The sequence below is a fragment of the Desulfovibrio oxyclinae DSM 11498 genome, assembly GCF_000375485.1.
Classification (GTDB): Bacteria; Desulfobacterota; Desulfovibrionia; order Desulfovibrionales; family Desulfovibrionaceae; genus Pseudodesulfovibrio; species Pseudodesulfovibrio oxyclinae.
The window spans coordinates 24,743-38,176 of record NZ_AQXE01000005.1; the positions used below are offsets into that span (position 1 = coordinate 24,743).

Annotated in this window: 10 protein-coding genes; 7 read left to right on the plus strand and 3 right to left on the minus strand. The window is 61.8% G+C overall.

Annotation, left to right across the window (positions count from 1 at the left end; genetic code table 11):
* Positions 1 to 2: 2 nt before the first annotated feature.
* Together B149_RS0106545 and B149_RS0106550 are read right to left on the minus strand one after the other, a co-directional pair.
* Positions 3 to 2,432 (minus strand): glycosyltransferase, encoded by a 2,430-nt coding sequence (locus B149_RS0106545; protein WP_018124382.1) that lies wholly within the window; start codon positions 2,430 to 2,432, stop codon positions 3 to 5.
* Between the two features lie 26 nt (positions 2,433 to 2,458).
* The gene (locus B149_RS0106550) at positions 2,459 to 2,809 is read right to left on the minus strand and encodes a TraR/DksA family transcriptional regulator (RefSeq protein ID WP_018124383.1); all 351 of its coding nucleotides are present in this window, start codon (positions 2,807 to 2,809) and stop codon (positions 2,459 to 2,461) included.
* A gap of 162 nt (positions 2,810 to 2,971) precedes the next feature.
* Here B149_RS0106550 and B149_RS0106555 point away from each other — a divergent pair, with 162 nt between their 5' ends.
* The 7 genes from B149_RS0106555 to B149_RS0106585 all read left to right on the plus strand — a co-directional run bounded on the left by B149_RS0106555 (position 2,972) and on the right by B149_RS0106585 (position 11,691).
* Positions 2,972 to 3,415, plus strand: coding sequence for a DMT family transporter (locus B149_RS0106555; protein ID WP_018124384.1), 444 nt, complete (start codon positions 2,972 to 2,974; stop codon positions 3,413 to 3,415).
* A gap of 17 nt (positions 3,416 to 3,432) precedes the next feature.
* A complete protein-coding gene (locus B149_RS0106560; protein WP_018124385.1) occupies positions 3,433 to 4,296 on the plus strand; it encodes a UbiA-like polyprenyltransferase in 864 nt (287 codons plus the stop codon).
* Positions 4,297 to 4,311: 15 nt separating this feature from the next.
* Positions 4,312 to 5,655 carry a mechanosensitive ion channel family protein gene (locus tag B149_RS0106565; RefSeq protein ID WP_018124386.1) on the plus strand — a complete coding sequence of 448 codons (1,344 nt, stop codon included), beginning with the start codon at positions 4,312 to 4,314 and terminating at the stop codon, positions 5,653 to 5,655.
* A gap of 35 nt (positions 5,656 to 5,690) precedes the next feature.
* Positions 5,691 to 7,826, plus strand: coding sequence for an ATP-binding protein (locus B149_RS17875; RefSeq protein ID WP_018124387.1), 2,136 nt, complete (start codon positions 5,691 to 5,693; stop codon positions 7,824 to 7,826).
* A 107-nt stretch (positions 7,827 to 7,933) separates the two neighbouring features.
* Complete coding sequence (locus B149_RS0106575) at positions 7,934 to 9,637, plus strand: hydantoinase/oxoprolinase family protein (protein WP_018124388.1); 1,704 nt, start codon at positions 7,934 to 7,936, stop codon at positions 9,635 to 9,637.
* 31 nt (positions 9,638 to 9,668) lie between these two features.
* Positions 9,669 to 11,003 carry a histone deacetylase family protein gene (locus B149_RS0106580; RefSeq protein ID WP_018124389.1) on the plus strand — a complete coding sequence of 445 codons (1,335 nt, stop codon included), beginning with the start codon at positions 9,669 to 9,671 and terminating at the stop codon, positions 11,001 to 11,003.
* Between the two features lie 46 nt (positions 11,004 to 11,049).
* On the plus strand, positions 11,050 to 11,691 hold the full coding sequence (locus B149_RS0106585; protein ID WP_018124390.1) for a lactate utilization protein: 642 nt from the start codon (positions 11,050 to 11,052) through the stop codon (positions 11,689 to 11,691).
* 164 nt (positions 11,692 to 11,855) lie between these two features.
* Here the strand turns inward: B149_RS0106585 and B149_RS0106590 are convergent, their stop codons facing one another.
* Positions 11,856 to 13,199 carry a glutamine synthetase family protein gene (locus B149_RS0106590; protein WP_018124391.1) on the minus strand — a complete coding sequence of 448 codons (1,344 nt, stop codon included), beginning with the start codon at positions 13,197 to 13,199 and terminating at the stop codon, positions 11,856 to 11,858.
* Positions 13,200 to 13,434: the final 235 nt, after the last annotated feature.

Genomic DNA, 13,434 nt, shown 5'->3' on the forward strand with positions numbered 1-13,434 from the left:
TATCAGGCGGCGTCGCGGATGCGTGCGCCGAAGAGTTCCCATGTTTTCAGAAAGGTCTGGTCGAAGGTGCGTTCCTCCATGCTGCCACGGGCCTTGCGCCGCATGTAGGCGAGGCGTTCCGGGGCGTCTACGAGGTGCAGCACGGCGCGAATGAGGGCATCCGGGTCGGCTGCGGGGATGACCAGACCTGTTTCGTCCGGGTCGATGTTCTCGCACGGGCCGCCCTGATCGGTGACGATGCAGGGCAGTCCCGAGGCCTGCGCTTCCAGTACCACGTTGCCGAAGGTGTCGGTGGCGGAAGGGAACACGAAGATGTCCGAGCTGGCGTATGCCTGTGAGAGGGCCTCGCCGTGCAGGGCTCCCGTGAACACGGCAGGGGTGCCGCGCAGGGTGCGTTTCATTTCGTCAAGGTATGGTCCTTCGCCTACCACGGCCAACGACAGGCCGGGGCGCATTTTGGAGAGTCTGCGGAAGGCTTCGGCGAGGGTGTCGAGGCCTTTTTCGCGCGAGACGCGGCCCACGTAGAGCAGTTTTGTCCCTTCGAGCCTGTACTGGGTGAAGAAGCCGTTTCGTTTGGAGGGGTGGAACCGCTCCACGTCCACGCCTCTGGGGTAGGTAGTGATCTTGCCGGGATCGATGCCTCGCTCCACCAGTTCCTGCTTGGTGGCTTCCGAGGGTGCGTAGATGACCTGCATCTGGTTGTAGAACCAGGTCATGAAGCGCCAGCAGCCGTCTTCCATGGCGGTGTCTTCGGTGAAGGCGCGCACGTACTGCGGAAATGCTGTGTGATAGGTGCCGTGGAAGGGGATTTTCAAGATTTTTGATACGGCCAGCCCGGCCAGTCCCACGGGGCCGGGGGTGGCGGCGAGGATGCAGTCGAATTCGCGTTCAAAGCAGTATTCAAGCATTTCGAGCACCGGCGGGTAGCGCAGGGTCAGTTCGGGGTATTCGGGAATCTGGAATTCGCCTACGGGGTCGAAGTTGGCGAGTCCGGGACCGGATTTGTGGGAGCCGCTGGTGACCACGGTCATGCGCTTGCCGTGACGGGAGACGAGTTCCAGCTGGCTTCGGATGGTGCCCGCAACGCCGTTGACCTCGTCGAAGGTGTCGGTGAAGTGGGCGATCCTCAGGGGGCGCTGGAGATCCTGCCGCACGCCGAAGCGTTTCAGTGCCTGATTGCAGAAGCCGCGTTCGCGGCTGAACAGGTCGTAGCCGACGAAATACGGAGCCAGCAGGGCGTAGAGTGAACCTGCGGAGCCGATGGTGTGAAAGATGTCGAAGAGGTTTGCGCCCATGGCGCTGTCGAGGACCTTGTCCGCGAAGTTGCGCAGCACCCGGTTGGCGGAGCCGGAGATGAAACGGGCCACTTCGTTTTCCAGTGTCCGGGGTTCGCCCGCGCATCCCCGGGCCACCTTCATGAGGTCCGGATCGGCGGTGATGATCTGGGCGGCGTTCTTGAGCAGGGAGTCCTGCACGGAGTCCTTGCCGGGGGCGAGGGAGTGCAGGGCGGCGCGTCCGCGTCCCATAAAGCAGCGCAGGCGGTGAAGGATGCCGGTAGGCTCGCTGCTGCGTGCCGGATTCAGACCGTTTTCCGCAAAGCGTATGACCACGTGCTGCTTGGCGGCGTCGGACATGGCGGCCCGGCGTGTGTAAAACTGGTAGGCGATCCCGTAGAGATTGTGGGCCATGGTTCGCGGTGTAGCCGCTTCTCCGGCAGCCTCGCAACGTCCGGCGCAAATGGCGTCCAGCAGGGCCTGCTTGTTCGGTTCGCCGGTGAAGCGGGTATGCATGCGGGCGATGTTGATGGAGCTGTGGTCGTCCGAGCCGCCGACCATGATCTTTTCCCACGGCCGCTCACCCATGGGTTCAATGTCGTGAATGTCGGCTAGGCGTTCCATGTGTCTGGGGGTGAGGGAGTCGAGGATGGCGGAGAGCGATTCATTCTGACGAGCGTCGCGCGATCCGTTGGCCTCCACGGTGCCGAACATCAGCAGGGCCTGTTCGAGGTGTTCCAGCGTCATGCGGTCGTTCACGGCGAAGAGCGGGTGGGCCAGCGCGTGGACAATGCCCTGTTCATGGAGATAAGGCACGAGATCGAAGACGTTTTCGCGCGCTTTCTGTATGTCTTCGTGCTGTGCTTCGGTGATGTCCCAGGCGAGCACGTGGAGTTTGCAGCGGTCTTCGGGGAAGTAGGTGGTAATCTCTTCGCTGATGAAGGTGCCGGGCAGGTGGGCTATTTCGAGTGCGCCGTCGATGGTGTTGTGGTCGGTGATGGTGACGAGATCCATGCCGCGTTTCAGGGCTGTCTCATGGATGAGCTTGGGGTCGGTGAAGCTCTCCGGACAGCCGATCTTTTGCAGAATCCACTGCGAGGGGCGTTTGGAGTGGCGCGAGTGAACGTGCAGGTCTATCCTGCTGATCGTGTCGCCCATGGGGGATTCCTCCGTTTCGGACGTTGTTAGGCGCATGCGGGCAGTCCGGATTCCCTTTCGTGCTGGCAGGTGACGCAGAGGCGAGCGTCGGGACGGGCCGTGAGGCGTGCCTTGCCGATGGGCGCGTCGCATTCGCGGCAGAGGCCGAAATCGGGGGAGTCGATGCGTTCAAGCGCTTTTTCGATGCGGCGGATCTTTTCGATATCGCGCTCTTTCAGGGCCAGAGTCATGGTGTGGGCGGTCAGCTGGGACGCATAGTCCGCGTCGTCCGCAAAGTTTTCCAGAGAAAGGGGCGCATCTTCGCTGTGGAGACTGGTCAGGTTTTCGAGCGCTTCGGTCAGGCGGGCTCGGATCATCCTTTTGTCTGCTTCGTTCATGACGGACCTCCCGTTGGGTTCTGGTGTTATGACTGTCCTTGTCTACGCTTCCTGAAAATGATTGTAGTTGCGGCGGCGTTACGGTTGCGGGGAGCTTTTGTTGAGAAAACCGTATCCGCAAGGCGTTTACCAAAGGCGCAAACCGGAGTAGTCTCTGCGTCCATGAAATGGATATTCATCGCCATAGCGTTTGCGGCGGGCGCGTGCGCCACCGTTCAGGTCGGGGTGAACAACACCCTTCGCGCGGCTCTGGGAGACCCTGTCCCCGCGGCCCTTGTGTCCTTTGTGGTGGGCACGGCGGCGCTTGCGGGCTACGTGGTGCTCACGGGCACGCCCATGCCGCTGGTCAGGGCCGCTTCCTCGGGCCCCGGCTGGATGTGGTTCGGCGGGCTGCTCGGCGCGGTCTTCGTTGCTGCGAGCATTCTCGTGGCCTCCAAGATCGGCGCGGCCGGAGCCATGGTCTGGATCATCGCGGCCCAGCTGATAACTTCGCTGGCGCTTGATCACCTGGGAGTTTTCGGGTTCGACACCCGCGTGGTCAGCCCGCCCCGAATCGTGGGCGCGGTGCTGCTCTTTGCGGGCGCGTATCTCGTCAGCCGCTACTAACCGTACCGGAGTTGAAAATGAGCAAGATTTTGAAAAATATCGGAAAAGTCTGTCGCATGATCAAGATCGAGCATTCGGTCTTCGCCCTTCCCTTTGCCTATGCCGGGGCGTTCTTCGCCGCCGGCGGTTGGCCGGGCTGGCGGATCATGATCTTTCTGACCGTGGCCATGGTCGCGGTCCGCTCCTTTGCCATGGCCTACAACCGGCTTGCGGACGTGGAGATAGACGCGAAGAACCCGCGCACACAGGACCGGCCGCTGGTCAGCGGCGAGCTGACACCCCGCTTCACCATGCAGTTCATCGTGGCCTGCGCCACCATCTTCGTGCTGGCCTGCGCCGGGTTGAACTGGGTCTGCTTCGCCCTGTCCCCGCTGGCCCTGATCTGGTCGGCGTTCTATTCCTACTGCAAGCGTTTCACCCACTGGTGCCATTTCGTGCTCGGTTCCGTACTGGGGCTCGCTCCGGTGGCGGGCGGGCTCACCGTTACGGCAGAAGTTTCCCTGACGTCCGCCTTGCTGTTCTTCGGCGTGCTGTTCTGGGTGGCGGGGTTCGACCTGCTCTACGCCTGTCAGGACCGGGAGTTCGACCGGGAGGAGGGGCTCAACTCCATTCCCGCCAAGCTCGGCCTGCGCGCCGCTTTGGGCATCTCCTCGGTAAGCCATTTCGCCACGGCAGCGTTTTTCGTGCTGGCTGGCTGGGCCGCCGGGGCCGGATTTGTCTACTTCCTCGCCGCGCTGGGCGCCGGACTCTTTCTCATGTGGGAACATCGCCTCATCTCCGCCGAGGACATGAGCCGCGTCAACGTGGCCTTCTTCACCGTCAACGGCATCATCTCCGTCCTGCTTTTCGCGGGTGTTATCATTGATTTGGCACTGCGCTGAGGGTAGGTAGGGAACATGCAGTATTCCGCCAGCCAGCTCTTGGAAAAGGCAAAGGCCGCGACCGCTGAAATCGCGGACCGGGTGCTCGACTGGGAGGCCGCGCTTCAGGCCGGCCTTGTGGCCACAAGCCTCGCGCTGGCGCTGGTTGTGTGGAAGCCTGCCCGCAGGCGGCTGTTCGCCAAGGCCGAAACCGTGCACGGCGAATGGCTGGCGAAGATCGTGCGGACCTTTGCCCGTTCCGGCTGGCTGCTGCCGTTCATGCTGTTGTGCCGGTTGTGTCAGGAAAGTCTTGGCATGTTCGACCGGCCTGCCATGCTGGTTGGGGTGTTCACCAACCTTTCCGCCGCGTGGTTGGCGGCCCAGTTGCTTCGCAGCGTCATCGCGAGCCGCTTCTGGGGGCGTGCGCTGGCATATGCCGCGTGGGGTGTGGCCGCGCTGCACATCCTCGGCCTGCTTGAACCGGCTGCCGCATTTCTTGACGGGCTGGGCCTGAGCTTCGGGGAAACCCGGCTCTCTGCGCTGGTGCTGCTCAAGGGAGTGCTGCTGGGCGTGCTTCTGTTGCAGGCGGCCTCGGTGACTTCGCGCATCATGGAGCAGCAGATATCAGGCTCCACGCTTTCGCCATCGCTGCAAGTGCTGTTCGGCAAGGCGTTGCGCATAGGCCTGTATGCCGGAGTGGGGCTGGTGGTCATCAGCAGTATGGGCATCAGCATGACCAGCCTTGCGGTCTTCTCCGGCGCAGTGGGCGTTGGCATCGGCTTCGGGTTGCAGAAAATCTTTTCCAACCTCGTTTCCGGCGTCATTCTGCTGCTGGACCGCTCCATCAAGCCGGGCGACACCATTGAAGTGCAGGGCGCCTACGGCTTTATCCGCTCCCTGCACGCCCGCTACGCCTCGGTGCTCACGCGCGACGGCAAGGAATATCTCATTCCCAACGAGCACCTGATCACCAATCAGGTCATCAACTGGACCTTTTCCGACAATCAGGTCCGTCTGCGCCTGCCGGTCGGCATCAGCTATGAATCCGACGTGCGGCTTGCGCTGGACCTGATGCTTCAGGCCGCGCGGCAGAGCCCGAGGGTCGTCACCGATCCGGCTCCAAACGCCCTGTTGGTTGGTTTCGGCGACAGCAGTGTGGACCTTGAGCTGCGCGTCTGGATTGCGGATACGGATCAGGGTATCGGGGGTGTTCGCCATACGGTCCTGCTGGGTATTTGGGATCTTTTTCATGAGCATGGCATCCAGATTCCCTTCCCGCAGCGAGACGTGCTTCTCAAGCAGGACTCTTCGCTCAGGGTTTCCGTGGATAGGGGCGAGACCGAAAGCGAGAGTCCCGGCGGCAAAAAGCCCGATATATAATATTGATTTCCCGCTGCCGATGCTATGTCGGTTGTATGTTGAGCCTTCTCTCCCGTAGCGGCGTTTTTGCCTGTTTTACCGTCATTTTTCTGCTCGTGGCGGGTGTGTCCGCTACGGCCTTCGCCGCTGACGTAAAGCTCACGCCCGAAGAGCGGGACTGGATCGCCCGGTCCGGACCGGTGAAGGTCTGGGGTGGCGACTGGCCGCCGTATCAGTTCAAGGACACCGCCCGCAGCGGCATCTGCGACGGGTACCTCAAGCTCATAACCGAAAAGACCGGGCTGCGCTTCGAGGTCGTGCCTGCCGGGTATTCGTGGGATGAGATGCTGCGCCGGATGCGAAAAGGCACGTCCCAATACGACGTCATCCCGACTATCAAGCGTACCGAGGAGCGCGAAGAGTTTCTGCGCTTCACCCGTCCTTACCTTTATTTATCATGGGTCATCGTCATTCGGGACGACTTCGGATACGTGGGCGGCCCGGACGATCTGGCGGGCATGACCGTTGCCGTTCAGAATCGTTACGTGGTGCATCAACGGTTGGCCGAACAATACCCGCGACTGAATCTGATTCCTGTGCCGGATGCCGAAAAGGGACTTGAATCCGTGGCCCGGGGGAGCGCCGATGCCTTTGTGGGCAACCTCACCGTGACGTCATGGCTCATCGACCACAGGGGCTTCGACGTTCTCAAGGTGGCCGCGCCCATTACCCTCGGCAATCATGATCAACGGATGGCCGTGGCCCGTGAGGACCGCATCCTTGCCTCGGTACTGGACAAGGCGCTGGCCTCCATAACTCCGCTTGAACGACAGGCGTTGATGCAGGAATGGATGGCCGTCAGGTATGAACACGGCATGTCGCTTCGCAGCATCATCCGCTGGCTTCTGGTCCTGGTTCTGCCTCTTGGGGCGGCGCTGCTGGTCATGGCGTTTTCGAACCGCAGGCTCAGGCGGGAGCGGGACACGCAGCTTCTGATGCAGCGGGAACTGCAGGAAAGCCGGGAAGCCCTCGACCGTGTAATCAAGGGTATCCGTGCGGCCATCGTCACCGTGGAGCCACGCAATCTGAGCATTCTCGACGCCAACGAAGAGGCCGAGAAGCTGCTTGGCTGGAGCCGCGAAGAGCTCAAGGGCAGGGACTGCCGCTTTCTGTGCTGTAAAGGCGGCGACAAGAACTGTCCCGAACGGTGTCCGTTGCTGGAACAGGATATTTTCATGGGCGAATACCTCATTGCCCGCGCCGACGGCACCTGCGTTCCCATCATGAAGACCGTGGTCTCCGTGCGTCGCGAGGGGCAGGCCGCTTTCATGGAAGTCATGCTCGACATCTCCGAGCGCAAACGGCACGAGCGGGACCAGTTGCAGGCCTTGAAGCTGGAATCCATCGGCAGCCTTGCCGCGGGCATCGCTCACGAGATCAATACCCCGGCCCAGTTCGTTGGCGACAACGTCCGGTTCCTGAAGGAAGAGCTGGATCCGTTCATGAAGCGGGTCGCCGAGGCGGTGGAGCTCGCCTGTCCCGACCCCACGGCGTTGGACGACAAGGCTCGAAGCCGTTTCCTGAAGCTCTGCGAAGATTCGGGAATCGAGTTCCTGGCCGAGGAGGTCCCTCAGGCCATTCGGGAAACCCTTGAAGGCGTGGGCCGCATCACGGGTATCGTCCGCAGTATGAAGGCTTTTTCGCATCCCGATGAAGTCAACCCCGTGCCGCTGGACGTGACGGAGGCCGTACGTAATACCGTCATGGTCGCTAGAAACGAATGGAAATACGTGGCGGAAGTGAATTTCGACTTTGAAGAAAACCTCCCGCCGGTGCGCGTGGTCCCGGGCCAGTTCAATCAGGTGGTACTCAACCTGCTCATCAACGCGGCGCAGGCCATTGCGGAAAAGAACGCAGGCACGCAGCAGATCGGCTCCATCACCATTTCCGCCCGCCGTGACGGAAAAATGGTTCAGGTGAGCGTGACGGACACCGGCACCGGCATCCCCAAGGAAATGGACGGCCGCGTGTTCGACCCCTTCTTTACCACCAAGGAGGTGGGCAAAGGCACCGGGCAAGGGTTGGCCATAGCCTATTCCCTCGTGGTGGAGACCTTTGGCGGCGAGCTGTTCTTTGAAAGCGCCGAAGGCGAAGGGACTACCTTCCATATCCGCATTCCCGCCGAAGTCTGACCATTCCCCGACGAGCGGTGACCGTTCGCCGTATTGCCTGTGGACCGCGCTCCCGCGCAGGTGGTACGGTTCGTCCCGACGCTGGCAATCAACAGGAGACGAACGCAATGCTGCTCGGAATAGACGTGGGAGGAACCCATACCGACGCCGTGGCGCTGGAGGAGCGGGGCGGCTGCATGGAAACAGCCGCATCCTGCAAGGTGCCCACCGATCACGACGACCTGCTGGGATCGGTCACCGCGGCGCTCAGGGAAGTGCTGCGCGACGTGGACCCGGCCCGGGCCGTCGCCCTCAACCTGTCCACCACACTTTCCACCAACGCCATCGTGGAAGGCAAGGTGGAGGACGTTGGCGTGCTGGTGAGCGCAGGGCCCGGCATCGACCCGCACCTCTTCATGCCCTGCCGTCATTTCTATGCCCTCGATGGGTACGTGGACCATCGCGGCAACGAGGTTCGCGCCTTGCGCGGCGGACAGGTCCGCGAAGCCGTTGAAGCCTGCCGAAAGGACGGCGTGCGCGTGTTTGCGGCCGTGGGCAAGTTTTCCACACGCCACCCCCGGCACGAGCGGGTCATGCGCAACGCCCTGTGCGCCGTGGACGGCGACGAACCCTGCGAAGCCGCGGATTTCGTGACCATGGGTCACGAACTTGGCGGCACCCTGAATTTTCCCCGTCGCGTAGCCACCGCCTATTACAACTGTGCGGTCTGGCGCGTGTTCAACGAGTTTGCCGAAGCCGTGAAGCGTTCGCTGGACGACCTTGGCCTCGGACATGTGCGCGTCAACGTGCTCAAGGCGGACGGCGGCACCATGCCATTGGCCGAATCGCGGCGAATGCCCGTGCAGTCCATTTTTTCCGGCCCTGCCGCCAGCGTCATGGGCATCGTGGCCCTGTGCGACATCGTGCACGACTCCGTCATCCTCGACATAGGCGGCACCACCACGGACATCGCGGTTTTTGCCGACGGTGCCCCGCTGGTGGAGCGCGAGGGCATCGACATCGGCTCCCTTCCCACGCTGGTGCGCGCGCTCAAGGTGCGCTCCATCGGCATGGGCGGCGACTCTGCCATCTCGGTACTCGCGGATGAAGTGCGCGTCGGCCCGAACCGACTCGGTCCCAGTGCCTGCCACGGCGGAGAACGCCCGACGCTGACCGACGCCCTCAACTGGGTGGGTGAGTCCGAAGTGGGCGACGTGGAAGCCTCCAGGCACGCCCTGCGCGACTACGCCGCCTCGCACACAATGCCCGCCGAAGTCCTTGCCGGGCGGGCCGTGGAGTACGCCTCCCGGACCATCCACCGTGAGACTCGCGCGTTGGTTGACGAGATCAACGCCAAGCCCGTGTACACCATTCACGAGCTGCTGGAAGGAAAACAGGTCGTACCTCGCAAGATCTACCTCATGGGCGGCCCTGCCGAATCCATGCGCGGCCCGCTTTTCGAGCGTTTCAAGCTTTCGGTGGAAGTGCCCAGCGACTATGCGGTGGCCAACGCCATCGGCGCGGCCCTGACCCGCACCACGTGGGATCTGGAACTGTTCGCGGATACCGAACGCAACGTCATGTTCATCCCGTCGCTCTCGTATCGGGAGAATATTCCATCCAACTACGGACTGGAGCAGGCCCGGCGCGACGCCGTGAATCAATTGTCCATGCATCTGGACGCCATGGGCGTGAAGCTGGACAAGGACGAGGCGCAGATCACTCACGCGTCCAGCTTCAACATGGTCAAGGGATTCGACATGGTGGGCCGCAACATCCGCGTGCGCTGTCAGGTGCGCCCGGGCGTGACGCATCGCATGGGCCGGGTCTAGACCGCCGGCAGGACAAATACAGGGAGTACACATGCTCAAGGCTGACAAGTCCCTCGGAATCATATTCTTTCCGGCCTTCGACTGGGCCATTTCCCCCACGCATCCCGAGCGCGAGGAACGGCTGCTCTACACGCAGGACCAACTGCGCGAGGAAGGCATCTTCGACATCGAAGGCATCGACGAATACAAGCCGTCCGTGGCCTCGGTGGAGGACGTGGAGCGGGTGCATTTCTGTTTTCCGGATGTGCCGTCCGTGGCCACGCGCTCGCATATGGTCTCGGCCGGGGGCGCCATCCGGGCGGCGGAGCTGGTCATGTCCGGCGAGAAGGAGCGCGCCTTTGCCATGGTCAGGCCGCCGGGGCACCACGCCATGAAGGTGGTCCATGGCTCGCGCGGCTTCTGCAATATCAATATCGAGGCGGTGATGCTGGAGCACATCCGCGCCAGACACGGACGCAAGCGGGTCGCAATCGTGGATACGGACTGCCACCACGGCGACGGCACGCAGGATGTGTACTGGCACGACCCGGACACCCTGTTCATTTCCATGCATCAGGACGGGCGGACCCTGTATCCCGGCTCCGGTTTCCCCGAAGAACTCGGCGGCCCGTGGGCGCGCGGGCGCAACCTGAACATTCCCCTGCCGCCCGGCACCTCGGACGAAGGCTTTCTGGCGGTGATGGAGCGCGTGGTCATGCCCATTCTGGAGGACTTCGGGGCCGATCTGGTCATCAATTCGGCAGGGCAGGACAACCACTTTTCCGATCCCATCACCAACATGAATCTCTCTGCGCAGGGCTATGCGCGCATGAACGAGATGCTCGCCCCGGACATCGCGGTGCTGGAGGGTGGCTATGCCATTCAAGGCGCGCTGCCGTATGTGAATCTGGGGCTGTGCCTCGCCATGTCCGGCATGGACTATTCCGGCGTGCGCGAGCCGGATTTCACGCCCGATTCCGTGCATCAGGAAAAGCGCATTACGGAATACATCGACAGGCTCTGCGACGTGATGCCAGAACTGTATTTCAATCCGCCTGCCTTCGACGGCTCTGAAAAGGCCCGCGAGGGCGTTATTTCCGCAGGCTGGTTCGTGCGGCACAAGGACATTTACTACGACGTGGACAACATCTCCGAGGCGCAGACCGAGATGGTGCGCGAGTGCCCGGACTGTCGGGGCACCGTGCGGGTGGAGACCCGCTCCACCAACAATCCGCTCTGCCTCGGCGTGGAAGTCCCGGCCGACGCCTGCGATGCCTGCCGCGACGAGGGCTACCGGATTCTGGAGGAAGCTCAGCTCAAGGGCGGCTTCCGCTATATCCAGTTCATCAACCGTCGCGACGACGAGGTGGTACGGCACGGTTTCTAGCTTCCGGGGGTTCGGCCTGTGCCGAAAACGTGAAGGGGACAGTGAAATGGATGAGCAGATAGTCCAACGTACGGTCAAGGCGCTTGGTCGGAACGGTTTTCTCGTGCATGTGGCCGATGATCCGGCGCAGGCGCGCGAGATTATCCTTGCCGACATCCTGCCCGGCGTCGTGCCCGGACTGGTTTCGTACGGCGACTCCATGACGCTTCAGGCCACCGGTGTTCTGGACGACATGCGCGCAATGGCGGGAGCCGGCGGCTGGGAGTTTCTCGACACCTTCGGGCGGGGCATTTCGCGCGAGGAAATTCTTGAGCGCAGACGTCAGGCGCTGCTTTCCGAGCTGTTTTTTACCGGAACCAATGCCCTTACCGAGCAGGGGCAACTAGTGAATCTGGACATGATCGGCAACCGTGTGGGGGGCATTGTCTGGGGACCTCGCAATGTGGTCCTGACCATCGGCACCAACAAGATTGTGGACGGAGTGGACGCTGCCTTGACCCGTGTCCGGGATAAGGCCGCGCCGCTGAACGCCGCTCGACACGGTGCGCACACCCCCTGTGCGAAGACCGGCAAATGCATGGACTGCGACAGCCCGCATCGTATCTGCAATGTATGGACGATCACCGAAAAGAGCTGGCCCAAAGGACGCATCCGCGTCGTGCTGATTCGCGGCAACTACGGCCTGTAGTCGCAAACCTTTCCCTTTTTTCTCGCCGGAACTCACCACGCTTCCTTTGTTGGAATGGCCTGTAGTTGCAGTCCACCGCCTTTCTTGCGCCGCATGGCGGCCTGCGCACGAAAAAAGGCCCCGCCGGAGCGGGGCCTTTGAGGAGCGAGGGACGTCTGACGGTCTTACAGGACCGGCAGGTATTTTTCGAGTTCGAACTCGGTGACCTGGGTGCGGTAGTCGTCCCATTCGGCCATCTTGTTCTCGACCAGTGCGTTGTGCAGGTGGTCGCCGAGGACTTCCTTCATGAACTTGGACTTCTTCAGGGCGGCGGCGGCTTCGTACAGGGAGCCGGGCAGCGCCTTGATCTTGTTGCGCTTGAGCTGACGCTCGTTCATTTCGAAGATGTCGTCTTCCACCGGGGCGGCCAGCTTGTAGCCTTCCTCGATGCCCTTGAGACCGGCGGCAAGCTGCACGGCCCAGGCGAGGTACGGGTTGGCGGCCGGATCCGGGCAACGCAGTTCCATACGGGTGGCCATTTCCTTGCCCGGCTTGTACATGGGCACGCGGACCAGTGCGGAGCGGTTGCGGCGGGCCCAAGCAATGTAGACCGGAGCTTCGTAGCCCGGGACCAGACGCTTGTAGGAGTTCACCCACTGGTTGGTCACGCAGACGAATTCCGGAGCGTGCTTCAGGATACCGGCGATGTAGGACTTGCCCTCGGCGGACAGGTGGTATTCGTCGGATCCATCGTAGAAGACGTTCTTGCCGTTCTTGAAGATGGACTGGTGCACGTGCATGCCGGATCCGTTCTCACCGAAGATGGGCTTGGGCATGAAGGTGGCGTAGCAGCCGTGCTTGCGGGCGGTTTCCTTGACCACCACGCGGTAGGTCATGGCGATGTCGGCCATTTTGAGGGCTTCGTCGTAGCGAAGGTCGATCTCGTGCTGGGACGGAGCGACTTCGTGGTGGGAGTACTCGACGTTGATGCCCATGGCTTCCAGCGCGAAGATGATGTCGCGGCGGATGTTGTTGCCGAGGTCGAGCGGCGGAGCGTCGAAGTATCCGCCGTGGTCGAGAATCTCGGTGCCCTGATCATCGGAGAACAGGAAGAATTCGAGTTCGGGACCCACGTAGGAGGTGTAGCCCTTCTCGGCGGCCTGTGCCAGCACGCGCTTGAGCACGCCGCGGGAGTCGGCGGCAAACGGGGTGCCGTCGGGGTTGACCACGTCGCAGAACATGCGGGCGACCGGACGCTCGGTGGGGCGCCAGGAGCAGATCTGGAAAGTGGTCGGATCGGGCATGGCGACCATGTCGGACTCGTCGATGCGGCAGAAGCCGAGGATCGAGGAGCCGTCGAAGCCCATGCCTTCCTCAAAGGAAGCTTCCAGTTCCTTCGGGGTGATCTGGAAAGATTTCAGGGTACCGAGAATGTCGACGAACCAGTACTGGATGAAGCTTACGTCATAGTCCTTGACGGCCTTCATTACGTCGTCGGCGTTCTTGCAGTTGAAAACGGGGATGTCCATATTTTCCTCCAGGGGTTTCCAGGTTCTTTTCAGGCAAAAAATTTTTCCAACCGGACGGGCTCTCTATTATCAACCACCGTGCCAAATAAATAAAAGTCTTTTAATTCGGCATTTTGGGTTTTTGGGCCTGTAGGTGAGGCCGGGTTGAGAGGTCGTTAGTTGCCTTTTTTGTAAAAATCCTTTGCCAAAAAGCCGTATTTGTTTCCCAAAATTGTCAACACGCGAACAATGTAGC